The organism is Burkholderia sp. PvR073 (assembly GCF_054055695.1).
In genome coordinates this window covers 450,731-476,621 of the sequence record NZ_JBSRXO010000004.1, presented here as the reverse complement: position 1 = coordinate 476,621, position 25,891 = coordinate 450,731, and the positions used below count along the sequence as shown (strand labels likewise).

28 protein-coding genes and 1 tRNA gene are annotated in these 25,891 nt (G+C 64.3%); 4 read left to right on the top strand and 25 right to left on the bottom strand.

Going from position 1 to position 25,891, the window contains the following annotated elements; translation table 11 throughout:
* The first annotated feature begins 3 nt into the window (after positions 1–3).
* Together ACVK00_RS16635 and ACVK00_RS16630 are read left to right on the top strand one after the other, a co-directional pair.
* Positions 4–501: a putative toxin-antitoxin system toxin component, PIN family gene (locus ACVK00_RS16635; RefSeq protein ID WP_284890933.1), complete on the top strand. Its 498-nt coding sequence runs from the start codon at positions 4–6 to the stop codon at positions 499–501.
* A 32-nt stretch (positions 502–533) separates the two neighbouring features.
* Complete coding sequence (locus tag ACVK00_RS16630) at positions 534–1,706, top strand: pyridoxal phosphate-dependent aminotransferase (protein ID WP_284890934.1); 1,173 nt, start codon at positions 534–536, stop codon at positions 1,704–1,706.
* Positions 1,707–1,753: 47 nt separating this feature from the next.
* Here ACVK00_RS16630 and ACVK00_RS16625 read toward each other — a convergent pair whose 3' ends face one another.
* Entirely contained in the window at positions 1,754–2,410 is a 657-nt protein-coding gene (locus tag ACVK00_RS16625) for a glutathione S-transferase family protein (RefSeq protein ID WP_228904975.1), read from the bottom strand.
* A 211-nt stretch (positions 2,411–2,621) separates the two neighbouring features.
* On the opposite strand from ACVK00_RS16625, the gene ACVK00_RS16620 reads away from it, so the two are divergent.
* Both ACVK00_RS16620 and ACVK00_RS16615 read left to right on the top strand, forming a co-directional pair.
* The gene (locus ACVK00_RS16620) at positions 2,622–3,413 is read left to right on the top strand and encodes an oxepin-CoA hydrolase, alternative type (protein ID WP_284890935.1); all 792 of its coding nucleotides are present in this window, start codon (positions 2,622–2,624) and stop codon (positions 3,411–3,413) included.
* Between the two features lie 173 nt (positions 3,414–3,586).
* A complete protein-coding gene (locus ACVK00_RS16615; protein ID WP_228904980.1) occupies positions 3,587–4,279 on the top strand; it encodes a glutathione binding-like protein in 693 nt (230 codons plus the stop codon).
* Positions 4,280–4,330: 51 nt separating this feature from the next.
* Here the strand turns inward: ACVK00_RS16615 and ACVK00_RS16610 are convergent, their stop codons facing one another.
* From ACVK00_RS16610 to tpiA, 24 genes are all read right to left on the bottom strand, one after another.
* Positions 4,331–4,807: a MaoC family dehydratase gene (locus tag ACVK00_RS16610; protein ID WP_284890936.1), complete on the bottom strand. Its 477-nt coding sequence runs from the start codon at positions 4,805–4,807 to the stop codon at positions 4,331–4,333.
* Entirely contained in the window at positions 4,804–5,265 is a 462-nt protein-coding gene (locus ACVK00_RS16605) for a MaoC family dehydratase (protein ID WP_006750473.1), read from the bottom strand. The genes ACVK00_RS16610 and ACVK00_RS16605 overlap by 4 nt, the downstream gene beginning before the upstream one ends.
* Positions 5,266–5,299: 34 nt before the next feature.
* Positions 5,300–6,433, bottom strand: coding sequence for an acyl-CoA dehydrogenase family protein (locus ACVK00_RS16600; protein ID WP_284890938.1), 1,134 nt, complete (start codon positions 6,431–6,433; stop codon positions 5,300–5,302).
* A gap of 19 nt (positions 6,434–6,452) precedes the next feature.
* Positions 6,453–7,649 carry an acyl-CoA dehydrogenase family protein gene (locus tag ACVK00_RS16595; protein WP_011657475.1) on the bottom strand — a complete coding sequence of 399 codons (1,197 nt, stop codon included), beginning with the start codon at positions 7,647–7,649 and terminating at the stop codon, positions 6,453–6,455.
* 54 nt (positions 7,650–7,703) lie between these two features.
* Positions 7,704–8,126: a DUF1178 family protein gene (locus ACVK00_RS16590; RefSeq protein WP_006756910.1), complete on the bottom strand. Its 423-nt coding sequence runs from the start codon at positions 8,124–8,126 to the stop codon at positions 7,704–7,706.
* A gap of 138 nt (positions 8,127–8,264) precedes the next feature.
* Positions 8,265–8,855 carry an NUDIX domain-containing protein gene (locus ACVK00_RS16585; RefSeq protein ID WP_228904985.1) on the bottom strand — a complete coding sequence of 197 codons (591 nt, stop codon included), beginning with the start codon at positions 8,853–8,855 and terminating at the stop codon, positions 8,265–8,267.
* A gap of 254 nt (positions 8,856–9,109) precedes the next feature.
* Positions 9,110–9,406: a DUF2818 family protein gene (locus ACVK00_RS16580; protein ID WP_228904987.1), complete on the bottom strand. Its 297-nt coding sequence runs from the start codon at positions 9,404–9,406 to the stop codon at positions 9,110–9,112.
* Positions 9,406–10,860, bottom strand: coding sequence for an NADH-quinone oxidoreductase subunit NuoN (gene nuoN / locus ACVK00_RS16575; protein WP_228907630.1), 1,455 nt, complete (start codon positions 10,858–10,860; stop codon positions 9,406–9,408). Before nuoN ends, ACVK00_RS16580 begins: the two co-directional genes overlap by 1 nt.
* 36 nt (positions 10,861–10,896) lie before the next feature.
* A complete protein-coding gene (locus ACVK00_RS16570) occupies positions 10,897–12,387 on the bottom strand; it encodes an NADH-quinone oxidoreductase subunit M (RefSeq protein ID WP_228904989.1) in 1,491 nt (496 codons plus the stop codon).
* An 18-nt stretch (positions 12,388–12,405) separates the two neighbouring features.
* Positions 12,406–14,460 carry an NADH-quinone oxidoreductase subunit L gene (gene nuoL, locus ACVK00_RS16565; protein ID WP_212086688.1) on the bottom strand — a complete coding sequence of 685 codons (2,055 nt, stop codon included), beginning with the start codon at positions 14,458–14,460 and terminating at the stop codon, positions 12,406–12,408.
* 17 nt (positions 14,461–14,477) lie between these two features.
* Entirely contained in the window at positions 14,478–14,783 is a 306-nt protein-coding gene (nuoK, locus tag ACVK00_RS16560; protein WP_004185739.1) for an NADH-quinone oxidoreductase subunit NuoK, read from the bottom strand.
* A 17-nt stretch (positions 14,784–14,800) separates the two neighbouring features.
* Complete coding sequence (locus tag ACVK00_RS16555; protein WP_006750464.1) at positions 14,801–15,451, bottom strand: NADH-quinone oxidoreductase subunit J; 651 nt, start codon at positions 15,449–15,451, stop codon at positions 14,801–14,803.
* Positions 15,452–15,565: 114 nt separating this feature from the next.
* Positions 15,566–16,054, bottom strand: a complete 489-nt coding sequence (nuoI, locus tag ACVK00_RS16550) for an NADH-quinone oxidoreductase subunit NuoI (protein ID WP_006398806.1) — start codon at positions 16,052–16,054, stop codon at positions 15,566–15,568.
* A gap of 15 nt (positions 16,055–16,069) precedes the next feature.
* Positions 16,070–17,137 carry an NADH-quinone oxidoreductase subunit NuoH gene (nuoH, locus tag ACVK00_RS16545; protein WP_006750463.1) on the bottom strand — a complete coding sequence of 356 codons (1,068 nt, stop codon included), beginning with the start codon at positions 17,135–17,137 and terminating at the stop codon, positions 16,070–16,072.
* A complete protein-coding gene (gene nuoG, locus ACVK00_RS16540) occupies positions 17,138–19,468 on the bottom strand; it encodes an NADH-quinone oxidoreductase subunit NuoG (protein ID WP_228904991.1) in 2,331 nt (776 codons plus the stop codon).
* 84 nt (positions 19,469–19,552) lie between these two features.
* The gene (gene nuoF, locus ACVK00_RS16535) at positions 19,553–20,863 is read right to left on the bottom strand and encodes an NADH-quinone oxidoreductase subunit NuoF (RefSeq protein WP_006756904.1); all 1,311 of its coding nucleotides are present in this window, start codon (positions 20,861–20,863) and stop codon (positions 19,553–19,555) included.
* Positions 20,860–21,345, bottom strand: a complete 486-nt coding sequence (nuoE, locus tag ACVK00_RS16530) for an NADH-quinone oxidoreductase subunit NuoE (protein WP_228904993.1) — start codon at positions 21,343–21,345, stop codon at positions 20,860–20,862. The genes nuoF and nuoE overlap by 4 nt, the downstream gene beginning before the upstream one ends.
* Positions 21,346–21,513: 168 nt before the next feature.
* Positions 21,514–22,767 carry an NADH-quinone oxidoreductase subunit D gene (locus ACVK00_RS16525; protein WP_011657482.1) on the bottom strand — a complete coding sequence of 418 codons (1,254 nt, stop codon included), beginning with the start codon at positions 22,765–22,767 and terminating at the stop codon, positions 21,514–21,516.
* A 9-nt stretch (positions 22,768–22,776) separates the two neighbouring features.
* A complete protein-coding gene (locus tag ACVK00_RS16520) occupies positions 22,777–23,379 on the bottom strand; it encodes an NADH-quinone oxidoreductase subunit C (RefSeq protein WP_228904996.1) in 603 nt (200 codons plus the stop codon).
* Positions 23,380–23,400: 21 nt separating this feature from the next.
* Positions 23,401–23,880 carry a NuoB/complex I 20 kDa subunit family protein gene (locus ACVK00_RS16515; RefSeq protein WP_006398799.1) on the bottom strand — a complete coding sequence of 160 codons (480 nt, stop codon included), beginning with the start codon at positions 23,878–23,880 and terminating at the stop codon, positions 23,401–23,403.
* Between the two features lie 63 nt (positions 23,881–23,943).
* Entirely contained in the window at positions 23,944–24,303 is a 360-nt protein-coding gene (locus ACVK00_RS16510) for an NADH-quinone oxidoreductase subunit A (RefSeq protein ID WP_006398798.1), read from the bottom strand.
* A 154-nt stretch (positions 24,304–24,457) separates the two neighbouring features.
* Positions 24,458–24,542 (bottom strand) — tRNA-Leu (locus ACVK00_RS16505).
* 110 nt (positions 24,543–24,652) lie between these two features.
* Entirely contained in the window at positions 24,653–25,030 is a 378-nt protein-coding gene (gene secG, locus ACVK00_RS16500; protein WP_114177584.1) for a preprotein translocase subunit SecG, read from the bottom strand.
* Positions 25,031–25,102: 72 nt separating this feature from the next.
* Positions 25,103–25,858: a triose-phosphate isomerase gene (tpiA, locus tag ACVK00_RS16495; protein WP_228904997.1), complete on the bottom strand. Its 756-nt coding sequence runs from the start codon at positions 25,856–25,858 to the stop codon at positions 25,103–25,105.
* Between the last annotated feature and the right edge of the window lie 33 nt (positions 25,859–25,891).

Genomic DNA, 25,891 nt, shown 5'->3' with positions numbered 1-25,891 from the left:
CGAATGACCCGCTCCTCCGCCCCGCATGTCGCACATCGCGTCGTGCTCGACTCGAACGTCTGGATCGACATACTCGTATTCGACGACCCTGCCACACGCCCGATCCGGGCTGCGCTCGAACGCGGCACGCTGGCCGCCGTGATCGACGGCCGCTGCCTGAACGAACTCGAGCTCGTGCTCGACTACCCGCAATTCCGGGAGCGCGCGATCGACAAGGCCCAAGCGCTCGCGACCGTCGCACGCCTGACGAGCCTCGTCGAGCCGCCGCCCGTCGACGCCGACGCGCCGCCGCTGCCGAAGTGCAAGGACCGCGACGATCAGAAGTTTCTCGAGCTCGCGCGCGCCGCGCAGGCCGATTGGCTCGTGTCGAAGGACCGTGCGCTGCTCAAGCTCGCGAAGCGCACCGCACGCGACTTCGGCTTCCGGATCGCGCAGCCCGCGCCGTTTACCGAAGCCTGCGCGCTCGACGCCGCGTCGGCCACCCCCACCACGCCGGCCTGACGGGCCGACGCAACACGCTTGCGACCGTATCGATGAACGCTCCTTCCGACATGCCTACGAATCCCGTTTTCCCATCGCGCCTGCCGACCGTCGGCACCACGATCTTCACGGTCATGAGCGCGCTCGCCGCCGAGAAAGGCGCCGTGAATCTCGGCCAGGGCTTCCCCGATTTCGACTGTGACCCGCGCATCGTCGACGCGGTCGCGGCCGCGATGCGCAACGGCCACAACCAGTATCCGCCGATGGCGGGCGTCGCGCCGCTGCGCGACGCGATCGCCGACAAGATCGCGCAGGTCTACGGCCGGCGCTACGACCCGGCCACCGAGATCACGGTGACGGCCGGCGCGACGCAGGCACTGCTGACAGCGATCCTGTGCGCGGTGCATCCGGGCGACGAGGTAATCGTCGTCGAGCCGACCTACGACAGCTACCTGCCGTCGATCGAACTCGCCGGCGGCAAGCCGGTGTTCGTCACGCTGGAGGCGCCCGACTACGCGATCCCGTTCGATCGTCTCGCCGCCGCGATCACGCCGAAGACGCGGATGATCATGATCAACACGCCGCACAACCCGACCGGCACCGTGTGGCGCGAGGCCGACATGCGCAAGCTCGAGGAGATCGTGCGCGGCACCAATGTGCTGATCCTGTCCGATGAAGTGTACGAGCACATGGTCTACGACGGCGCCCGGCACGAGAGCGTCGCGCGCTACCCGGAATTGGCCGAGCGCAGTTTCATCGTGTCGAGCTTCGGGAAGACCTACCACGTGACGGGCTGGAAGATCGGCTATGTCGCGGCGCCCGCCGCGCTGACCGCGGAGTTCCGCAAGGTCCATCAGTTCAACGTGTTCACGGTGAACACGCCGACGCAGATCGGGCTCGCCGACTACCTGCGCGATCCGGCACCGTACCTGACGCTGCCCGACTTCTACCAGAAGAAGCGCGACTTCTTCCGCGCCGGCCTCGAACGCACGCGCTTCAAGCTGCTGCCGTGCACGGGCACGTATTTCCAGTGCGTCGACTATTCGGCGATCAGCGACCTGCCCGAAGCGGAATTCTCGAAGTGGCTCACGTCGGAGATCGGCGTGGCGGCGATTCCGGTGTCGGCGTTCTATCACGAGCCGCACGAATCGGGCGTCGTGCGCTTCTGCTTCGCGAAACAGGAAAGCACGCTCGCGTCCGCACTCGAACGGCTCGCGCGCCTGTAAGTCCGGCACGGGCGGCCAGACGCGGCCCGTGCCGTGCCGGGTCGCGCTTACGAACGCGCGGTGCTCGTCGCCTCGACATAGGCCTTGCGATCGGCCGCCACGCGCTGCGCGGCCGGCCGCTCGCCGACCAGCTTCGCGTGCGCCTTCCAGTCGATGCCTGCGTCGAGCAGGAAATCGCGGCCGAACATGGCCTTCGTCGCCATCCCGATCACCGGCAGATGGACCGACGCGGCGATGTCCGCAAGACCGAATGTGTCACCGAGCACGTAGGGCGAGAATTGCGTCATCCGCTTGAATGCATCGATCGCACGCGGCAGGCGCTTCTCGACATGCGCCTTGATCCCGTCGCTAACCTTGCCGCCGAAAAACGCTTCCGTATAGACCTCTCGCGCGGTCCATTCGAGATACAGCTCGAGCGTCTCGATGAGCTCGCGCACCTTCGCGGCCGCGAACGGCCCCGCCGGGAAAATGGCCTTGTCGGGATAACGCGCTGCCAGATACTCGATGATCACCTGCGACTCGAACAACGCACCCTCTTCCGTCTTCAGGAACGGAATCTTGCCGAGCGGCGAATCGGCGAGCAATGCCGGATCGCCGATCGGCAAGCGGCATGTCGCTTCCTCGAACGGGATGTCATGTTCGAGCAGAACGAACTTCACCTTGTTGTAGTAGTTGGACAACGGAATACCGCACAGCTGTAGCATCGGAGTCTCCTTCGTTGCTGGAGCGCGGCCGCAGCGACGCCGGCCGCATCAGGATTCGTCGCGCTGAAAAGCACGTTCGTGCTAGTCTAAAACAGTTTCGTGTCCGTCACGACAACAATGCATCCGCTGCGGCAGCGCCCTCACGGGTATGCGCACGAGCCCGCGCAACGCGCGGCGCCGCAGCCTCGCCATCCGATGGAGACACCCTCGCATGAGTGCTGAACTGCTCGCCTCGCGTCCGCCCGAGAGCGAATCGACGCTCGTCCTCACGCTGTCCAATCCCGGCGCGCGCAATGCGCTGCATCCCGACATGTATGCGGCCGGCGTCGAAGCGCTCGCCACCGCCGAGCGCGATCCCGCGATTCGCGCGGTCGTGCTCACGGGGGCCGATCGTTTCTTTTGCGCGGGCGGCAACCTGAACCGGCTGCTCGACAACCGCTCGAAGGATCCGTGCTACCAGGCCGACAGCATCGATCAGCTCGGCGCGTGGATCACGGCGATCCGCGCATCGACGAAACCCGTGATCGCGGCGGTCGAAGGTGCGGCGGCCGGCGCGGGCTTCTCGCTCGCGCTCGCGTGCGACCTCATCGTCGCCGCGCACGACGCGAAGTTCGTGATGTCGTATGCACGCGTCGGCCTCACGCCTGACGGCGGCGGCTCATGGTTCCTCGCGCGCGCGCTGCCGCGCGCGCTGGCCGCCGAAATCCTGTTCGAAGGCAAGCCCGTCGCGGCCGAACGCCTGCATGCGCTCGGCGTCGTCAATCGGCTCGCCGTGCCCGGTACCGCATTCTCCGATGCGCTCGCGTGGGCCGACTCGCTTGCCGGCATCTCGCCGAACGCACTCACGCGCATCAAGTCGCTGCTCGACGATGCGCCCGCGCAGCCGCTCGAAACCCATCTCGGCACCGAGCGCGATCACTTCGTCGCATCGCTGCATCACGCGGACGCGTTCGAAGGCATTACCGCGTTTCTCGAGAAACGCCAGCCGCGCTACAAGCGCTGATCCGCGCAATCCCGCTGTTCTAACGGCCTCGCCGTCGCCGCATCGACACGCGTGCGCCGGCGCGCGGCCGCGCATTTCCGCCGCCTGCAACGCACGTCGATCCATGCTCTAATGACCGCCTGTCGCGGCGTCCTGCCGGCGCCGTTTTCGCGCATGCAACGAAGGAGTTGACGATGATCGACGTCTACAGCTGGGCGACCCCGAATGGCCACAAGGTACACATCATGCTCGAGGAAACGGGCCTCGCGTATCGTGTGCATCCGGTCGATATCGGTGCGGGCGACCAGTTCAAGCCCGAATTCCTGAAGATCAGCCCGAACAACAAGATTCCCGCGATCGTCGACGCGGACGGCCCTGGCGGCAAACCGATCTCGCTGTTCGAATCGGGCGCGATCCTCGTGTACCTTGCGGAAAAGACCGGCAAGTTCCTGCCGACCGACCCGGCCGCGCGCTACGCGACGCTCGAATGGCTGATGTTCCAGATGGGCGGCGTCGGCCCGATGCTCGGGCAGGCGCATCACTTCCGCCTCTACGCGCCGGAGCAGATCGAATACGCGGTCAATCGCTACACGAACGAAGCGAAGCGCCTGTACAACGTGATGGACAAACGCCTCGGCGAATCCGAATATCTCGCGGGCGACACGTACACGATCGCGGACATTGCGACGTTCCCGTGGACGCGTTCGTGGCAGAACCAGGGCATCGTGCTCGATGAACTGCCGAACGTGAAGCGCTGGCAAGAAGCGATTGCCTCGCGTCCTGCCGTGCAGCGCGGCGTCGAAGTCCTCGCATCGCTGCGCAAGGCACTGCAGGACGACAAGGCGCGCGAGATGCTGTTCGGCGCAACGCAATACGCGAAGCACTGAAGCAGCACGGGTGGGCAACGCGGGCGGCATCCGTCGATGCCGCCGCGCGCATCAGAAGTAGTGCAGCGTAATGAATTCCGCCGCGCAAACAAGCAACGGCGCGTCGGGACGCTCGGCCTGCACCGACACCGACCACGTGACCTGCACGCCGCCCTGCGCGGCCTCCGCGGTTTCCTTCACCGCGAACAGCGCGCGCACACGCGTGCCGACCGGCACCGGCTTCAGGAACCGCACGCGATTCAGTCCGTAGTTCACGCCCATCTTCTGCTCGAAGCGCATCGCATCGGCCATCAGCGCGGGAATCAGCGACAGCGTGAGGAAGCCATGCGCGATCGGACCGCCGAACGGTGACTCGCGCCGCGCGCGCTCGGGATCGACGTGTATCCACTGGCGATCTCCGGTCGCGTCGGCGAAACCGTCGACCCGACGCTGGTCGATCTCGACCCAGCCGCTTGCCAGCGGTTCCGCGCCGACGCGGGCATGCAGCGCCTGCATCGACGCGATCAGCGGCAATGTCACGTCCGTCATGCGTCCGCTCCTTGCGGATGGCGCAACCCGAAGATCACCTTGGTATGCACCGAGATGACCGTGTCGCCGGCGCCGTTGATGCCGATCCACTCCGTCGACACGATGCCGCGGTCGGGCTTGCTCGCCGACACGCGCTTGTCGTGGATCTTCTGGTGCATCGTGATCGTGTCGCCCGCACGCACGGGCTTGAGCCACCGGATCGAATCGATGCCGGGCGAACCCATGCTGGTCGAATCCGGCCCAAGCTTCTTGATGAGCAGGCTCATGAACACCGAACACGTATGCCAGCCGCTCGCGACCAGTCCGCCGAACGGCGATGCCTTGCCGGCTTCCTCGTCCAGGTGGAACGGCTGCGGATCGTAGCGTTGCGCGAATGCCTTGATGTCGTCCGGTTCGAACGTGTAGCGGCCGATTTCGGTCGTACTACCGACTTCCAGGTCTTCGTAACTGATACCCACTGTGTGTCTCCTCTGGCGCGCTCGCGCATCGCCGTCATGCCGCGTCGGCCTGCACGAAATCCGGCAGGGCCGCGATACGCGCAAGATGGTGATCGGTGTCGCCGAGTGTCGTCTCGATGATCGACAGCCGCTTGAACAGGTGCGCGGCGGCCACCTCGTTGGTCACGCCCATGCCGCCGTGCAGTTGCACGGCCTGCTGGCCGATGAAGCGGGCTGCCGCGCCGACCCGCGCCTTCGCGGCCGAAACCGCCTTGCGCCGCGCATCGGCATCGCCGCCCGCGTAACGCACCGCGGCCAGGTAGGTCAGCGAACGTGCCTGCTCCGCGTGAATCAGCATGTCGACCATCCGGTGCTGCAGCGCCTGAAAACGCGCGATCGGCACGCCGAACTGTTCGCGCGTCTTCGTGTATTCAACCGTCGCGCGGTTCAGTTCGTCGAGCGCGCCGACCGCTTCCGCGCAGAGCAGGAAGGTCGCGTAATCGGCAATCTGCTCGAGCGCGGCCGCGTCACGTGTGCCGCCCGTCAGTTGCCGTGCGGGCGTTTCATGCAGTTCGATCGTCGCGGCGCGCTGGCCGTCGATCGTCCGATAGTCGACGAGCTTCACTCCCGCGGCGTCGCGCTCGACGACGAACAGGCCGATGCCGCCGCCGTCGACCCGCGCGGGCACGATCCACACATGCGCCTGTGCGCCGTGCTGGACGACCGACTTGGTGCCGGTCAGCCGGTAAGAGCCGTCCTGCTCGCGCGCCTGCGTGCCGAGTTCGTACAGGTCGTAGCGCGCCCGCGGTTCGTGAAACGCAACCGCCAGGCGCTTTTGCCCCTGTGCGACCGCTTCCAGCAGCGCGGCATCGTCGCCCGTGCCGGACCCGGCCACCCGCAGCGCCTCGATGCCGACCGCCGTCGCCCAGTACGGCTCGACCACGAGTGCGCGGCCGAGCTCCCGCATCGCGACCAGCATGTCGACCGCGCCGCCGCCGAATCCGCCCTGTGCCTCCGGCACGGGCAGCGCGGTCAGGCCCAGTTCCGCGAATGCGCTCCATTGCGCGTCCGATACGCCCGCATCGCTGCGCACGATGGCCTGGCGTGCGTCGAAACCATACTGCTCGCCAAAATAGCGGCGCAGCGCGTCGGCGAACTGTTGCTGCTCATCGGTAAAGCTGAAATCCATGGTTGTCTCCGTTCCCTGATCACAGCCCGAGAATCATCTGCGCGATGATGTTCTTCTGAATCTCGTTCGAGCCGCCGTAGATCGACGTCTTCCGATAATTGAAGTAATACGCGGCGAGCGGCGCGGCATCGTCGTCGCCCGCGATGCTGTGTTCGCGCTCGCCCTCGAGGAACGGAACGTCGAACGGCGCCGCGAGCGGCCCGATCGCCTCGAACATCAGCTCGGTGAGCGCCTGCTGCACCTCGGTACCCTTGATCTTCAGCATCGACGCTTCGGGGCCCGGCCCCTTGCCGCTCGTCTCGCGGCTCACGACGCGCAGCACCGTCACCTCGAGCGCCATCAGCTCGACCTCGAGCGCCGCGACCTTCGCGGCAAACACGGGATCCGCGAGCAACGGCTTGCCGTTCTTCTGCTGGTGCGACGCCACGCGCTTCAGGAACACGAGCTCGCGCTTCGACGCGCCGACGCGCGCGATACCGGTGCGCTCGTGACCCAACAGGTATTTCGCGTAGGTCCAGCCGCGGTTTTCGTCGCCGACGAGATTCTCGACGGGCACCTTCACGTCCTCGAAGAACACCTCGTTGACCTCGTGATCCTCGTCGAGCGTGATGATCGGACGCACCGTGATGCCGGGCGTCGCCATGTCGATCAGCAGGAACGAGATGCCCTCCTGCTTCTTCGCCGCCGGATCCGTGCGCACGAGGCAGAACATCATGTCCGCGAACTGGCCGAGCGTGGTCCAGGTCTTCTGGCCGTTGACGACGTAGTGATCGCCGTGGCGTTCGGCGCGCGTGCGCAGCGATGCGAGGTCCGACCCGGAGCCCGGCTCCGAATAGCCCTGACACCACCAGTCGGTGCCGTCGAGGATGCGCGGCAGATAGTGACGCTTCTGCGCTTCGCTGCCGTATTTCATCAGCACCGGCGCGACCATCGACACGCCGAACGGCAGCACGGTCGGCGCGCCGATGCGGGCGCACTCCTCGTCCCAGATGTGCCGCTGCGTCGCGTTCCAGCCCGGGCCGCCATATTCAGCGGGCCATGCGGGCGCGGACCAGCCGCGCTGGCCGAGAATCCGGTGCCAGCTCGCGAAATCCTCGCGGTCGAGTCGTTTGTGATCGAGTACTTTGGCGCGCAGGGCGTGAGGCAGATTGGCCTCGAGCCAGGCGCGGACGTCAACGCGGAACGCGTCGTCGGCGGGGGAATAATCCAGATCCATGCGCAGTGTCTCCTGACCGCGGCCATCCGGCCCGGCCAAGACCCCCTGCGTACGTCATTGCAGCGGTTCTTTCAGCGCGGCAGGAATCGGCAGCGGCATCACGTCGATGCCTTCTTCAGCCAAGGATTGCGCATCCTCCGGCGTCGTGACGCCACGAATGCTGCGTGCCGGCGCCTCGTTGTAATGGATGCGCCGCGCTTCCTCAGCGAAGCGCTCGCCCACATTCTCGGTCTTCTCCAGCACCTCGCGCAGCGCGCGCATCACCTGCGCCTGCAGCGCACGCGGATCGGCCGGCTGCGCCTGCGTCGCACCTGACAGGTTCAGGCGCGGCGCCGACGGCATCCGGTTGATCTCGGTCGTCCCGCACACCGGACATTCGACCAGCTTGCGGGACAACTGCGCTTCGAACTCATCGGCGGAAGCGAACCAGCCTTCGAACCGATGACCGTGCGGGCACTGTAAATCGAGGACCTTCATGCTGTGAATCAGGGCGTGTGACGAGTGTAGCGCAAAACGCGCTTTTGTGAACGATCGTGCTAAATCAGGATCGCGCAGCCGGAAAGCGGCCGCGTCACTGGATTGTAACGCTGCGCCCCACCCGCCGCTGACGCGCCGTCAGGGTTTCTGGACCGGGCCGAGCGGCCAGGTGCCGGACAGTACCTTGTCGAGCCACATCATGCCGATGATGGTCTTCACGTCGGTGATCTGGCCCGTGCGCACCCACTCCTGCAGGTCGGCCGGCGTCGCCGTGAAGGTTTCGAGGAATTCGCCTTCGTCGAGCTTGCGCTCGCCGGCCGTCAGCCCGCGTGCGAGATACAGGTCGATGAATTCGGTCGAGTAGGAAATGATCGGATGAATCCGGGCCAGGAACACGTATTCGCGTGCCGTGTAGCCGGTTTCCTCGCGCAGCTCGCGCACCGCGCAGGCGAGCGCGCCTTCGTTCGGATCGAGCTTGCCGGCCGGGAATTCGGCCATGACCTTCCCGATTGGATAGCGATACTGGCTTTCCATCAGCACGCGGCCGTCGTCGAACAGCGGGATCACCATCACCGCGCCCGGGTGCTGAACGTATTCGCGCGTGGCCTGCTTGCCGTCCGGCAAACGGACGGTATCGCGCTTGAGCTTGAGGAACGAGCCTTCGAAAATCGCCTCGCTCTCGAGGCAGGTTTCGGTCAGTGCGGCGTCGTGATTGGGTAGTTCGGCCATCGGCGGCTCCGTGATTGAGCGCGACGGCCAAGGGCCGGTCCGCGCTAATAACAAACTTGCGCTGGCCGCCAGAAGGGCCGAACACAAGGATTGCGACGAAGAGAATACTCGACGTATTCGCAACGAGCATGACGCCGCGATCGGCCGTGCTGGCGGCCAGCCCCACTACTACTGTGTTTTTTCAATCAGGCGAACGCGCATAGCGGGCCGCACCGCGCGTACGCAAGCTTGCGATCAGCGCGGACAGGCCCTTGTCAGCGTCGTTTGACGAGATACTGGAACGTGAAGCCGGGAAACGCGAACACGACAAAGAGACTGAAGGTGATCGCGTAAAACTGCCAGCCCTGTTCGAAGCGGTTGCCGGCGCGCGACTCGAGCCAGAAGCCGAGGGCGCCGACGACGAAATACAGCACGATCAGCTCGCCGATCCGAACCCACGCGTTCTTCTTCGTCGTGCCGAACGGCACGACGGCGAAGAGGCGTTGGTTCAGGAACGGCACGTTGGCGCATACGAGCGCCAACAGCACGATGAACCAGCCGGCTGCCGACATTACAGCGGCAGCGTATGACGGATCGCCTGCAGGCAGGCCGTCAGCAGCGGGCTCGGGATCAGGCCGAGCACGACGACCGCGATGCCGTTCAGCGCGAGGATCGTGCGCTTGCAGAAATCGCCGGTGATCGGGGTCGTGTCCTGCGGCGCATCGAAGTACATCAGCTTGACGATGCGCAGGTAGTAGAACGCGCCGAACAGCGACGTGATCACGGCCAGCACGGCCAGCCACGTGAGGCCCGCGTTGACGGTCGCCTCGAGCACCGCGAGCTTCGCGTAGAAGCCGACGGTCGGCGGGATACCGGCCAGCGAGAACATCATGACCATCATCACGAACGCAAACACGGGGCTGCGCTTGTTGAGGCCCTTGAAGTCGTCGATCGTCTCCGCTTCGAAATCGCGGCGCGCGAGCAGCATCACCACGCCGAACGAGCCGAGCGTCGTGATCAGGTAGACGATCGCGTAGAACATCGCCGAGCTGTACGCGTTCGCCGGTGCGGCCGCGTCGCCCTTCACGATGCCGGCGAGCAGGCCGAGCAGCACGAAGCCCATGTTCGAGATCGCCGAGTACGCGAGCATCCGCTTGATGTTGCGCTGGACGATACCGGTGATGTTACCGACGATCAGCGACAGCGCGGCGAGGATCACGAGCGCGGTCTGCCAGTTCTGAGCGAGCGGCAGCAGGCCCATCACCAGGAAGCGCAGACCCCACGCGAACGCGGCAACCTTCGGGCCGCCGCCGACGAACAGCGTCATCGCGGTCGGTGCGCCCTGGTAGACGTCCGGCACCCACATGTGGAACGGCACGGCGCCGAGCTTGAACGCGATACCGGCGACGATGAAGACCACGCCGAACATCAGCACGGCTGCGTCGGTGTTGCCGCCGACTGCCTTGTACACCTCGCCCAGCTCGAGCGAGCCGGTCGCGCCGTAGAGCATCGAGATGCCGTACAGCACGAAGCCCGACGCGAGCGCGCCCAGCACGTAGTACTTCATCGCGGCTTCGCTCGACTGCGGGGCATCGCGGCGCAGCGCGATGACCGCGTACAGCGACAGCGACATCAGTTCGAGGCCGAGGTACAGCGTCAGGAAGTTGTTGCCCGACACCATCACCAACTGACCGAGCAGCGAGAACATGCCCAGCAGGAATACGTCGCCGCGGAACATGTCGCGGTCTTCGAGGTATCTGCGCGAATAGACGAGCGAGACCGCGAAGCCGATCGACACGACGGCCTTCATCATGCTCGCGAACGAGTCGACGACGACCATTCGCGAGAAGAAGTAGTACTGGTGCGGGTCCAGCGCCTGCACCGCGAACCATACGCCGGCGACGACCGACGAAACCACCGCGATCAGATAGGTCAGGCGACGGCCAGCGGCACCGGTAAAGGTGTCGTTCAGCCATGCGACGACGATGGCGACCATCACCAGCGCGTCAGGCAACAGGACATTCATAGGTGCGTTCATGATCTTGATTTCCTCCGCTCGCGATTACTGGGCCAGCGGCAGTTTCGACTGCGCGACATGGGAGAGGAGGTTTTCCACGGAAACGTGCATCACGTCGGTGAAAGGCTTCGGATACAGGCCCATCAGCATCGTGAACGCGGCAAGCACGGCCAGCATCAGGAATTCGCGACGGCCGATGTCCTTCAGCTTGGCAACGTGATCGTTCGCGACCGCGCCGAAGTACACGCGCTTGTACATCCACAGCGTGTAGGCGGCGCCGAGGATCAGCGTGAATGCCGCGCCGAATGCGATCCAGAAGTTGTACTGGACGGCCGCGAGAATCACCATGAACTCACCGACGAAACCCGAGGTACCCGGCAGGCCGCAGTTGGCCATCGAGAACAGCATCGCGAATGCCGCGAACTTCGGCATCACGTTCACGACGCCGCCGTAGTCGGCGATCTGGCGCGAGTGCACGCGGTCGTACAGCACGCCGATGCACAGGAACATCGCACCCGACACGAAGCCGTGCGAGATCATCTGGATGATCGCGCCTTCGACGCCGAGCTGGTTGAAGATGAAGAAGCCGAGCGTCACGAAGCCCATGTGCGCGATCGACGAATACGCGACCAGCTTCTTCATGTCGGCCTGCACCATCGCGACGAGGCCGATGTAGATCACCGCGATCAGCGACAGCGTGATCACGACCGGTGCCAGGAAGTGGCTTGCGTCAGGCGTGATCGGCAGCGAGAAACGCAGGAAACCGTACGCGCCGAGCTTCAGCATGATCGCCGCCAGCACGACCGAGCCGCCGGTCGGCGCTTCCACGTGCGCGTCCGGCAGCCAGGTATGCACCGGCCACATCGGCACCTTCACCGCGAACGCGAGGAAGAATGCAATGAACAGCAGGATCTGCGGCGTCATCGCGATCTTGGCGTTCTGCCACGTCGCGAGGTCGAACGAATGCGTCTGCGTGTACAGGTAGATCAGCGCGACCAGCATCAGCAGCGAGCCGGCCAGCGTGTACAGGAAGAACTTGAATGCCGCATACACGCGGTTCGGGCCGCCCCACACGCCGATGATGATGTACATCGGGATCAGGGTCGCCTCGAAGAACACGTAGAACAGCAGGCCGTCGGCCGCCGAGAACACGCCGATCATGATCCCGGACAGGATCAGGAAGGCCGCGAGGTACTGCGCGACGTTCTCGGTGATCACTTCCCACGCGGCGATCACGACGATCACCGTGATCAGCGCGGTCAGCACGACGAACCACATCGAAATGCCGTCGACGCCGAGGTGGTACGAGATGTCGAAGCGTTCGATCCAGGTCGACTGCTCGACGAACTGCAGCGCGGCCGTGCTCGAGTCGAAGCCCGTGATCAGCGGGATCGTGACCGCGAGACCGAGCAGCGAACCGATCAGCGCGACCCAGCGGGCCGTCCCCGGATTTTTGTCGTTACCCACCGCGAGCACGAGGAGGCCGAAAACGATCGGCAGCCAGATCGCGGTACTGAGAATCGGAAAAGCGTGCATTAGTGTTGTCCCCCCGCCTTATTTGCCGCCGAGCGTTACAAACAGGGTCAGGAGCCCCAGCATGCCGATGATCATGGCGAACGCGTAGTGATAGATGTAACCGGATTGGAGGAAGCGGATCACGCCGGCGAACCAGCCGATGAACCGGGCGCTGCCGTTGACGAGGCCGTCGATCACGACGACGTCACCTTCCTTCCAGAGGCCGCGGCCGATCGCCACCGAACCACGGGCGAACACCACTTCGTTGATCTTGTCCATGTAGTACTTGTTGTCCAGCAGCGTGTAGATCGGGCCGAACGCGCGGCGGATCGACGCCGGCAACTCCGGACGCTTCAGGTACAGGAACCATGCGACGACGACACCGGCGAGCGCCAGCCACACCGGCAGGCCCGACACCGAGTGCAGGCCCATGCCGACCCAGCCGTGGAACTCTTCGGCCATCTCGGTCAGTGCCGGATGGTTCGCGCCGATGAAGATCACCTTGTCGAATGCGACGCCGTGCTGGAAGAAGTCGCCGAACAGCATCGGGCCGATCGCGATCGCGCCGATGATCACCGACGGAATCGCCAGCAGGACCAGCGGCACCCACACGACCCACGGGGTCTCGTGCGGCTCGTGCGCGTGGTCGTCATGACCGTGGCCATGGCCGTGATCGTCGTGGCCGTGCGCAGCCGCCATGCCCATCGGCGATTCCGGATGCTTCGGCTTGCGGAAGCGCTCTTCGCCGTGGAACACCAGGAAGTACATGCGGAACGAGTACAGCGCCGTGACGAACACGCTCGCGACGACCGCGAAGTACGCGAAGCCCGAGCCCGGCAGGTGCGACAGCTTCACCGCGTCGATGATCGAGTCCTTCGAGTAGAAGCCCGAGAAGAACGGCGTACCGATCAGCGCCAGCGAACCGACGAGCGACGTGATCCACGTAATCGGCATGTACTTGCGCAGGCCGCCCATGTTGCGCATGTCCTGGTCGTGGTGCATGCCCATGATCACCGAACCGGCGCCGAGGAACAGCAGCGCCTTGAAGAACGCGTGCGTCATCAGGTGGAACACGGCGACCGGGTAAGCGGACACGCCGAGCGCGACGGTCATGTAGCCGAGCTGCGACAGCGTCGAGTACGCGACAACCCGCTTGATGTCGTTCTGGACGATCCCGAGGAAGCCCATGAACAGTGCCGTGATCGCGCCGATCACCGTGATGAACGACAGCGCGGTATCCGACAGTTCGAACAGCGGCGACATGCGCGACACCATGAAGATGCCGGCCGTCACCATCGTCGCCGCGTGAATCAGCGCGGAGATCGGGGTCGGGCCTTCCATCGAGTCAGGCAGCCACACGTGCAGCGGGAACTGTGCCGACTTGCCCATCGCGCCGATGAACAGGCAGATACAGGCGACGGTCAGCAGGCCCCAGTCGGTGCCCGGGAAGTGCAGGCTTGCGAGCTCGGCGCGCTTCGCGAACACTTCGCCGTAGTTCATCGAACCCGCGAACGCGAGCAGCAGGCCGATGCCCAGCAGGAAGCCGAAGTCGCCCACGCGGTTCACGAGGAACGCCTTCATGTTCGCGTAGATCGCGCTCTCACGCGTGAAGTAGAAGCCGATCAGCAGGTACGACACCAGACCCACCGCTTCCCAGCCGAAGAACAGCTGCAGGAAGTTGTTGCTCATCACGAGCATCAGCATCGAGAACGTGAACAGCGAGATGTACGAGAAGAAGCGCTGGTAGCCGTCTTCCTCCGACATGTAGCCGATCGTGTACACGTGCACCATCAGCGAGACGAAGGTCACGACGACCATCATCATCGCTGTCAGCGAATCGACGAGGAAGCCGATTTCGAGTTTCAGCGAGCCGACGTTCATCCATTCATAGACGGTCGCGTTGAAGCTCGCGCCGCCCATCACGTCGAGGAAGACTTTCGCCGACAGGAGGAACGCGATCAATACGCCGAGGATCGTGATCCGGTGTGCGCCCTTGCGCCCCACTGCGTTCCCGAACAGCCCCGCAATCAGCGAGCCGGCCAGCGGAGCGAGCGGAATCGCCAGCAGCAGGTTTTCATTGAGTGTCATTGACATAACAGCGTTGCCTGAAATTAACCTTTGAGCTGATCGAGATCCTCGACATTGATCGTGTCGAGCTTACGGAACAGGGTCACCAGAATCGCGAGACCGATCGCGGCTTCCGCTGCGGCGACGGTCAGCACGAAGAACACGAAGATCTGGCCGTGCACATCGCCGAGGTAGTGCGAGAACGCGACGAAGTTGGTGTTCACCGCCAGCAGCATCAATTCGATCGCCATCAGGATGATGATGATGTTGCGGCGGTTCAGGAAAATCCCGACGATCGCGATCGCAAAGAGGATCGCGCCGAGTACGAGGTAGTGAGCAAGAGTCAGCATGGTTTCTTTTCCTCCGCTTAGCCGTTGGTGCTCGTACCGGCTTCGCTCTGCGCCGTTTCCGGCTGCGGCTTTTCCGCTTCCATCTTCACGAGGCGCACGCGGTCGTTGCGGCGCACCTTGACCTGATCCGACACGCGCTGGCGCTTGCTGTCCTTGCCCTTGCGCTCGGTCAGCCCGATCGCGGCGATGATCGCGACCAGCAGCACCAGGCCGGCGATTTCAAACGCGAAGATGTAGTCGGTGTAGATCACCTTGCCGATCAGTCGCGTGTTCGACCAGTCGGCCATCGCGCCCGTCGCCATTGCGTGCACCGTGTGCGTGTCGCCGTAGCCGCGCCACAGGATCAGCGCGGTCTCGACCACGATGATCGCGCCGACCACCGTTGCCATCGGCACGAAGCGCTTGAAGTCGCGGCGCAGGTAATCGATGTTGATGTCCAGCATCATCACGACGAACAGGAACAGCACCATCACGGCGCCCACGTACACCAGCACCAGCAGGATCGCGAGGAACTCCGCTTCCAGCAGCATCCAGATCGCGGCGGCGTTGAAGAACGCCAGCACAAGGAAAAGCGCAGACGCCACCGGGTTGCGCGAAGTGATCACCTTCAGCCCTGATACCACCAGGAGCAGCGCGAAGATGTAGAACAGTACGGTCGTGAATTCCATGATTACCGGTTCATCGTTAGGCCATAGTCAGGCGCGGCTTGCGGGACGCTCTCGCGTGCCGCACCCGTCGCGGCGGCTCGACCCGTTCATGCCGGGCCGGCACTGCAAACACAATCAACGATACGGCGCGTCGGCGGCCTTCGCCGCAGCGATGTCCTTCTCGTAGCGATCGCCCACCGCGAGCAGCATTTCCTTCGTGAAATACAGGTCGCCGCGCTTTTCGCCGTGGTACTCGAGAATCTGCGTCTCGACGATCGAATCGACCGGGCAGCTCTCTTCGCAGAAACCGCAGAAGATGCACTTCGTCAGGTCGATGTCATAGCGCGTCGTGCGGCGCGTGTTGTCCGCACGCGTTTCCGATTCGATCGTGATCGCCAGTGCGGGGCACACGGCCTCGCAGAGCTTGCACGCGATGCATCGCTCTTCGCCGTTCTCATAGCGGCGCAGCGCATGCAGCCCGCGAAAGCGCGGCGAAATCGGAGTCTTCTCTTCCGGGAACTGCACGGTGAACTTGCGCCGGAACGTGTAGCGACCGGTCAGCGCGAGCCCCTTCAGCAGCTCCGTCAGGAAGAAGGTCTTAAAGAAGTGTTGGATTGCCGTCATGATTTCGTCCGATCTTTACTTCACCCAGATGTTGAGCGGCGACATCATCCAGAAGCCGACCACGACCACCCAGATCACTGTGACGGGCAGGAACACCTTCCAGCCCAGACGCATGATCTGGTCGTAACGGTAGCGCGGGAACGTCGCGCGAACCCAGATGAACACCGACAGCAGCGCGAACACCTTCAGCACCAGCCAGAAGACGCCCGGAATGAACGACAGGAATTCGAACGGTGCATCCCAGCCGCCGAGGAACAGCGTCGCAGCGAGCGCCGAGATCACGATCATGTTGATGTACTCGGCGAGGAAGAACAGCGCGAACGCCATGCCCGAGTAATCGATCATGTGACCCGCGACGATCTCCGACTCCCCTTCCACCACGTCGAACGGGTGACGGTTCGTTTCGGCGATACCGGACACGAAGTAGACGACGAACGCCGGCAGGAGCGGCAGCCAGTTCCACGACAGGAAATTCACGCCGTGGCCGGCGAAGAAGCCGTGCTGCTGCGAGCCGACGATTTCCGACAGGTTCAGGCTGCCGGCCGTCATCAGCACGAGCACCAGCGCGAAGCCCATCGAGATTTCATACGACACCATCTGCGCAGCTGCGCGCATCGCGCCGAGGAACGCGTACTTCGAGTTCGACGCCCAGCCGGCGAGAATCACCGCGTACACGCCGATCGACGAGATCGCCATCGCATACAGCAGGCCGGCGTTCACGTTCGCGAGCACGGCTTCGGCCTGGAACGGGATCACCGCCCAGACGGCGAACGCCGGCACGACGGTCATGACCGGCGCGATCAGGTACAGCCAGCGGCTGGCGGCGCTCGGCTGAATGACTTCCTTCAGCAGCAGCTTCAGCACGTCGGCGATCGGCTGCAGCAGGCCGGCGGGGCCGACGCGGTTCGGGCCGAGACGCACGTGCATCCAGCCGATCAGCTTGCGTTCCCACAGAATCAGGTACGCGACGCACAGCAGGATCACGACGGCGACGACGAGGATGCGCACGATGGCCCACACCGTCGGCCATGCGATGCCGAGAAGCTGGGCTCCGCCCGCGTTGATCGTATCGAACAAGCTCATTTACGCCTTCTCCACCACCAGTTCACCGGACAGGCTGCCGAGCGCTGCGCCGGCAGGCGTCGCCGCCGACACGCGAACGACCGTCTCCGCAAGATTCGCGTCGCGCACGGCCGGCAACTGCACCGCACGCTCGCCCTGGCGCACGCGCACCGCGTCGCCTTCCTTCAAGCCCAGCTTGTCGAACAGCGCGGCCGGCAGGGCTGCGGCGTTCGCCACCTTCGCGGCGGCCGTCAGGTGCAGCGCACCTGCGCGGCGCACGAGTGCGTCGGCGTGATAGATCGGCACATCGGCGAGGCGCTCGAAACCGCCGTTCGCGGCAGTCGCCGCGACGCGTGCCGGCGCGACCGACGCCTGGTTCGACAGACGGCTCGCGACACCTGCATCGCCGAGCGCCGCAAGACGCACTTCTTCAGCGGTCTCGTATTCGAAGTTCGGTAGGCCGAGCAGGCTGCCGAGCACGCGCAGCACCTTCCACGCCGGACGCGTGTCGCCGAGCGGGCGCACGACGCCGTTGAAGCTCTGCACCGAGCCTTCCGCGTTCACGTACGTACCGGCCGTTTCCGTGAACGGCGCGATCGGCAGCAGCACGTCGGCGTAATCGAGGCCGTGCTTGAACGGCGACATCACGACGACCATTTCGGCCTGGTTCAGCGCGGCAAGCGCCTGCGCCGGATCGGCGGTGTCGAATTCCGGTTCGACGTTCAGCAGCACGTAGCCCTTGCGCGGCTGCGCGAACGCTTCGCGCGCGTTCAGGCCGCCTTCGCCCGGCAGCGCACCGACGACGTGCGCGCCGACCGTGTTCGCCGCTTCCGTCAGGAAGCCGAACGTGGCGCCGGTGTTGTCGGCGATCCACTGTGCGACGGCGTGCAGCTGCGCGAATTGCGGATGACGGACGGCCACGTTGCCGAGCAGCACCGCACGGCGCTCGCCGTTCGCGAGCGACTGGGCGACCGCTTGCGCGGCCGGCGACGCAGTGACGCCCGCGAGCGTGTCCGGCAGCGCGACGCCGCGCAGTTGCGCGACGGCCGCGGCGACGCCGGCCAGTTCGTCGAGCCATGCCGACGGCGCGGCGACGATGCGCTTCGCGGTCGGGATCAGCGAGTCGTCGGCGGTCGCGTGCAGGAAGTGCAGCTTCGCGCCGTTCTTCGCGGCCTGACGCAGGCGTGCGGCGAACAACGGGTGGTCGCGGCGCAGGAACGAACCGACGACGAACGCGGCATCCACGTTCGACAGGTCGGCGATCGGCATGCCGAGCCACGGTGCGCCCTGGACCGGCGCCGAGAAATCCTGCTGACGCAGACGGAAGTCGACGTTCGGCGTCTTCAGTTCGTTGGCGAGCTGCTTCACGAGGAACAGCTCTTCAGCGGTGCTGTGCGCGCTCGCGAGCATCGCCAGCGCGTTCGCGCCGTGATCCGCGGCGATGCCCTTCAGGCCCTTCGCGACATACTCGAGCGCGGTCTGCCAGTCGGTTTCGATCCACTGGCCGCCCTGCTTCAGCATCGGCTTCGTCAGGCGCTCTTCGCTGTTCAGGCCTTCGTACGAGAAACGATCCTTGTCCGAGATCCAGCATTCGTTGATCGCTTCGTTCTCGAACGGCAGCACGCGCATCACGCGGTTGTTCTTCACCTGCACGACGAGGTTCGCGCCGACGGAATCGTGCGGGCTCACCGACTTGCGGCGCGACAGTTCCCACGTACGGGCGCTGTAGCGGAACGGCTTGCTGGTCAGCGCGCCGACCGGGCACAGGTCGATCATGTTGCCCGACAGCTCGGAGTCGACCGTCTTGCCGACGAACGTCGTGATTTCCGAGTGCTCGCCGCGACCCAGCATGCCGAGCTCCATCACGCCGGCGACTTCCTGGCCGAAGCGGACGCAGCGCGTGCAGTGGATGCAGCGCGACATCTCTTCCATCGAGATCAGCGGGCCCACGTTCTTGTGGAACACCACCCGCTTTTCTTCCGAGTAGCGCGACGACGACTTGCCGTAGCCGACCGCCAGATCCTGCAACTGGCATTCGCCGCCCTGATCGCAGATCGGGCAGTCGAGCGGGTGATTGATGAGGAGGAATTCCATCACCGACTGCTGCGCCTTCACGGCCTTGTCGGACTGCGTGTGCACGATCATGCCGGCCGACACGGGCGTCGCGCAGGCAGGCACGGCCTTCGGCATCTTCTCGACTTCGACGAGACACATCCGGCAGTTGGCCGCAACCGACAGTTTCTTGTGATAGCAGAAGTGAGGAATGTACGTATCCGCCTTGTGCGCAGCCTGGATCACCATGCTGCCTTCGGGCACCTCGACCTTCTTGCCGTCTATTTCAAGTTCAACCATGATGGTGAATGGTCCTTAACCTATTTCCGCCCGTTCGCGCCTTCGCCCGACCGTGCGCTCAAATTCCGCAACCGGTGCTTCGCTTCAGGCTGCCGCCGCGTGCGCGTGGCCGCCGACCATGCAGTGCTTGTGCTCGACGTGGTACGCGAATTCGTCCCAGTAATGCTTGAGCATCCCGCGCACCGGCATCGCCGCCGCATCGCCGAGCGCGCAGATCGTGCGGCCCATGATGTTCTCGGCAACCGAGTTCAGCAGGTCCAGATCTTCCTGGCGGCCTTCGCCGTGCTCGATACGATTCACGACGCGATACAGCCAGCCGGTGCCCTCACGGCACGGCGTGCACTGACCGCACGATTCCTCGTAGTAGAAGTACGACAGGCGCAGCAGCGAACGCACCATGCAGCGCGTCTCGTCCATCACGATCACCGCGCCGGAGCCGAGCATCGAGCCCGCCTTCGCGATCGAGTCGTAATCGAGATCGGTCTGCATCATGATGTCGCCCGGGATCACCGGCGCCGACGAACCGCCCGGAATCACGGCCTTGATCTTGCGACCGCCGCGCATCCCGCCGGCGAGTTCCATCAGCGTCGCGAACGGCGTGCCGAGCGGCACTTCGTAGTTGCCCGGACGCTCGACGTCGCCCGACACCGAGAAGATCTTCGTGCCGCCGTTGTTCGGCTTGCCGATCTCGAGGTAATTCTGCGGCCCGATGGACAGCAGGAACGGCACCGCGGCAAACGTCTCGGTGTTGTTGATCGTGGTCGGCTTGCCGTACACGCCGAAGCTCGCCGGGAACGGCGGCTTGAAGCGCGGCTGGCCCTTCTTGCCTTCGAGCGACTCGAGCAGCGCCGTTTCCTCGCCGCAGATGTACGCGCCGTAACCGTGGTGCGCGTGCAGCTGGAACGAGAATTCCGAGCCCATGATGTTGTCGCCGAGGAAACCCGCGGCACGCGCTTCATCGAGCGCGGCCTCGAAGCGTCGATACACTTCGAAGATTTCGCCGTGAATGTAGTTGTAGCCGACGGTGATGCCCATCGCGTACGCGCCGATGGCCATGCCTTCGATCAGCGCATGCGGGTTCCAGCGCAGGATGTCGCGATCCTTGAACGTGCCCGGCTCGCCTTCGTCCGAGTTGCAGACGAGGTACTTCTGCCCCGGGAACTGGCGCGGCATGAAGCTCCACTTCAGGCCGGTCGGGAAGCCCGCACCGCCACGGCCACGCAGGCCCGACGCCTTCACGTCGGCGATCACCTGCTCCGGCGGAATCTTTTCTTCGAGAATGCGGCGCAGCTGCTTGTAGCCGCCGCGCGCAACGTAATCTTCGAGATGCCAGTTCTCGCCGTTCAGACCAGCGAGGATCAGCGGTTTGATGTGACGGTCGTGAAGGGACGTCATTTCGAAAGCTCCTCAAGCAGCTGGTCGATCTTCTCGCGGCTCATGAAGCTGCACATTCTGTGATTGTTCACCAGCAGCACCGGCGCATCGCCGCACGAGCCCATGCATTCGCCTTCCTTCAGCGTGAACTTGCCGTCAGGCGTGGTCTCGCCGAAGCCGATGCCCAGCTTCTGTTTCAGGTACTCGGCCGTCGCCTCGGCGCCGCCGTCCGGACCAAGCTGGCACGGGAGGTTCGTGCAGAGCGTGATCTTGTGCTTGCCGACCGGGTTGAGCTCGTACATCGTGTAGAACGTCGCGACTTCCTGCACGGCGACGGCCGGCATGCCGAGATAGTCCGCGACGAACTGCATCAGTTCGGGCGACAGCCAGCCGTGCTCTTCCTGAGCAACGGCCAACGCCGACATCACGGCGGACTGTTTCTGATCGGCGGGATACTTCGTCAACGCTCGATCGATTTCCTTCAGGCCTTCAGCTGAGATCATTTTCAGACACGACTCTTTCAATTCCTACCGAACGAACAACCTGCCGCACTGCTGTGCATGGACGGCAGACCTGGCGCTCACTGTTGACAGCTTGCGAAGCCGCGCCGGCTCAGCGCGCATCGCGTGTGACTTACTGCTCGCCGCCCGCACGCGCAGGCGGCGCAACCATTAGCGATCGATTTCGCCGAACACGATGTCCTGCGTACCGATGATCGTGACGGCGTCGGCAATCATGTGGCCGCGCGCCATTTCGTCGAGCGACGCGAGATGCGCGAAGCCCGGGGCGCGAATCTTGAGGCGATACGGCTTGTTGGCACCGTCCGACACGAGGTAGATGCCGAATTCGCCCTTCGGATGCTCGACTGCTGCGTACGCTTCGCCTTCCGGCACGTGAAAACCTTCGGTGAAGAGCTTGAAGTGGTGAATCAAGTCTTCCATGTTGGTCTTCATGCCAACGCGCGACGGCGGTGCAACCTTGTGATTGTCCGTCATCACCGGGCCCGGATTCTTGCGGAGCCACTCAATACACTGTTTCGCGATGCGGATCGATTGGCGCATTTCTTCGACGCGCACCAGATAGCGGTCGTAGCAATCGCCGTTCACCCCGACCGGCACGTCGAAATCCATGCGGTCGTACACTTCGTACGGCTGCTTCTTGCGCAGATCCCATGCGATACCCGAACCGCGCAGCATCGGGCCCGTCAGGCCCATCTGCAGCGCACGTTCCGGGCTGACGACACCGATCCCGACCAGACGCTGCTTCCAGATCCGGTTGTCGGTCAGCAGCGTTTCGTATTCGTCGACGCACTTCGGGAAGCGCGTGAAGAAGTCGTCGATGAAGTCGAGCACCGAGCCGCTGCGCGCTTCGTTCATCCTCGCGAGCGCTTTCTCGTTGCGAATCTTCGACGCCTTGTATTGCGGCATTGCGTCAGGCAGGTCGCGGTAGACACCGCCCGGACGGTAGTACGCCGCGTGCATCCGTGCACCGGACACCGCTTCGTACACGTCCATCAGGTCTTCGCGCTCGCGGAATGCGTACAGGAACACCGCCATCGCGCCGACGTCGAGTGCGTGCGCGCCGATCCACATCAGGTGGTTCAGCACGCGCGTGATTTCGTCGAACAGCACGCGGATGTACTGCGCGCGCTCCGGCACGTCGATGCCGAGCAGACGCTCGATCGCGAGCACGTAGCCGTGCTCGTTGACCATCATCGACACGTAGTCGAGACGGTCCATGTACGGCACGGACTGGATGAAGGTCTTGCTTTCCGCGAGCTTTTCAGTCGCGCGGTGCAGCAGGCCGATGTGCGGATCGGCGCGCTGGATGACTTCGCCGTCGAGCTCGAGCACCAGGCGCAGCACGCCGTGCGCTGCCGGGTGCTGCGGGCCGAAGTTGAGGGTGTAGTTCTTGATTTCTGCCATGACGCCCCCTTAATGTTTCAGACCGCCATAGCGATCCTCGCGGATCACGCGCGGCGTGATTTCGCGCGGCTCGATCGTCACCGGCTGGTAGACGACCCGCTTCTCTTCCGGGTCGTAACGCATTTCGACATAGCCCGACACCGGGAAGTCCTTGCGAAACGGGTGGCCGATGAAGCCGTAGTCGGTGAGGATGCGGCGCAGGTCGGGGTGCCCTTCGAACACGAGGCCGTACAGGTCGAACGCTTCGCGCTCGTACCAGTTTGCGGAGGTCCAGATGTCGACGAGCGACGCCACGATCGGCAGATCGTCGTCCGGCGCGAACACGCGCAGGCGCAAGCGCCAGTTGTTCGTGATCGACAGCAGCTGCGACACGGCCGCGAAACGCGGGCCGTCGTACGCACCGTCGCCGTAAGCCTGGTAGTCGACGCCGCAGAGGTCGATCAGCTGCTCGAAACGGAGCTTCGGATCGTCGCGCAGCGTCTTTGCGACTTCGAGGTAATCGCTCGCCTTCACGACGAGCGTCAGTTCACCGATCGCTTCGGTGAGGCTCACCACGCGCGCGCCGAGCGCGGCTTCGAGGTTTGCCTTGAGGATCTCGATTTTGCTTGCCATATTGAGGGGACGCTCGGGGCTTTATTGACGGGCGATGGTGTTGGTGCGGCGGATCTTCGCCTGAAGCTGGATCACGCCATAGACCAGCGCCTCGGCCGTGGGCGGACAGCCCGGCACGTAGACGTCGACCGGCACGATCCGGTCGCAACCGCGGACCACCGAGTACGAGTAGTGGTAGTAGCCACCACCGTTCGCGCACGACCCCATCGAGATCACCCAGCGCGGCTCGGCCATCTGGTCGTACACGCGGCGCAGTGCGGGCGCCATCTTGTTGCACAGCGTGCCGGCGACGATCATCACGTCCGACTGACGCGGGCTCGGACGGAACACGACCCCGAACCGGTCCAGATCGTAACGGGCCGCGCCCGCATGCATCATCTCGACGGCGCAACATGCGAGCCCGAACGTCATCGGCCACAGCGAGCCGGTACGCGTCCAGTTGATCAGCTTGTCAGCCGTCGTGGTGACAAACCCTTCCTTCAAGACCCCTTCGATACTCATTTGCTTTCCACTCCAGACGAGCGACCCAGCGTGGCCGCCCATGCAAACCGGCGATTAACCCCATCACTCCCAGTCGAGACCGCCTTTCTTCCAGATATAGGCAAAGCCCAGCAGGAATTCGAGCAGAAAAATCATCATTGCGATGAAACCGGGCCAGCCGATGTCCCGCAGCGCGACGCCCCACGGAAACAGGAATGCGGTTTCGAGATCGAAGATGATGAACAGGATGGCGACGAGGTAGTACCGGACGTCGAATTTCATCCGGGCGTCTTCAAAGGCTTCGAAGCCGCACTCGTATGGTGCGTTCTTCTCGACGTCCGGCTTGTTGGGACCAAGGAGCTTGCCGATGCTGACCAGCGCTATACCTAAACCAGTGCCCACGAGGAGGAACAACAAGACGGGGTAATAGGCTGCGAGGTTCAAGGCAATCCTCTATCGGTTGGTTCTGAGCGTCCGGAGAATACCACTTCCGGCGGAAGGAATCATTTCGGAGTGCGTGCGATCACAAGACAATCGCAAGACATACCCCACAAATGAAAAATGCCAGCCACTAGAAGCGGCTGGCATTGAGTAACTTTGGTGCCGACGGCGAGACTCGAACTCGCACAGCTTTCGCCACTACCCCCTCAAGATAGCGTGTCTACCAATTTCACCACGTCGGCACTGCATGCAACTCGGGTTGTGCTGCTTGTTCCCGCGAATCGCTTCAAGAATTAAATTCTAACCCGAGTTCCAGATTTGTTCAACGCACAAACGCAAAAAATTCGACTTTTTATTTCGGGACATCCTGGCCCGGCGCGCTCGCGGCCGAACCGGCTGCAGCGGACGCCGCGACGGCCGGCGCCGACGCTGCGGGCGCCGATGCCGGTGCAGTCGCAGCCGCGCCCAGCACGCCTGCCGACGGCGTTGACTTGTACGAGCCGAGGTACGTCAGCGCGAGCGTCGCGACAAAGAAGATCGTGGCCAGCACGCCTGTCGTGCGCGACAGGAAGTTCGCCGAACCCGTCGCACCGAACAGGCTGCCCGACGCGCCGCTGCCGAATGCAGCGCCCATGTCGGCACCCTTGCCGTGCTGCAGCAGCACGAGCCCAATCACACCGAGTGCAGACAGCACCTGCACGACAATAATCAGCGTCTTGAATAACAGCATCACACCCACCCGATTGGATCAGGCGACCGGACCAACCGGCCGCCATCATGTTTCAATTCGACCCCGGACCGCTCAACGTGCGGCCCGGCAGATCGCCAGGAAATCTTCCGCCTTCAGCGACGCGCCGCCGATCAGGCCGCCGTCGATGTCCGGCTGCGCGAACAGCTCTTCCGCGTTGTCCGGCTTCACGCTGCCGCCGTACAGCACCGACACGTCCGCCGCACCCTTCGCCGCGAGACGCGCACGCAGGAACGCGTGCACATCCTGCGCCTGCGCCGACGTCGCGCTCTTGCCCGTACCGATCGCCCAGACCGGCTCGTACGCGACGACGATGCGAGCCGCCTCGTCAGCCGTCAGCACGGCCAGCACGGCGTCGAGCTGAGCACCGACCACCTGCTCGGTCGCGCCCGCTTCACGCTCGTCGAGCGTTTCGCCGACGCACACGACGGGCGTGAGGCCTGCCGCGAGCGCGCGCTGCGTCTTTGCCGCGACGGTCTCGTTGCGCTCGCCGTGATACGCGCGACGCTCCGAGTGACCGACGATTGCATAATGCGCGCCGAACTCCGCCACCATCGCGGCAGCCACTTCGCCGGTGAACGCGCCCTGCTCGTGCGCGGACACGTCCTGCGCGCCGAACGCGACACGGCCAGCGCCGAGCTGCGCCTGAACCTGCGCGAGATACGGGAACGGCACGCACACGCCGATCGACGTTTCAGCCGCCACCGCGCCCGCGCCCTGCACCACTTCATTCAGCAACGCCTGGTTGCCGGCCAGCCGGCCGTGCATCTTCCAGTTGCCGATCACTCGCTTTGTTCGTTGTTTCGACATCGTGTCTGTCTCGTCACTATCGTGTCATTAACG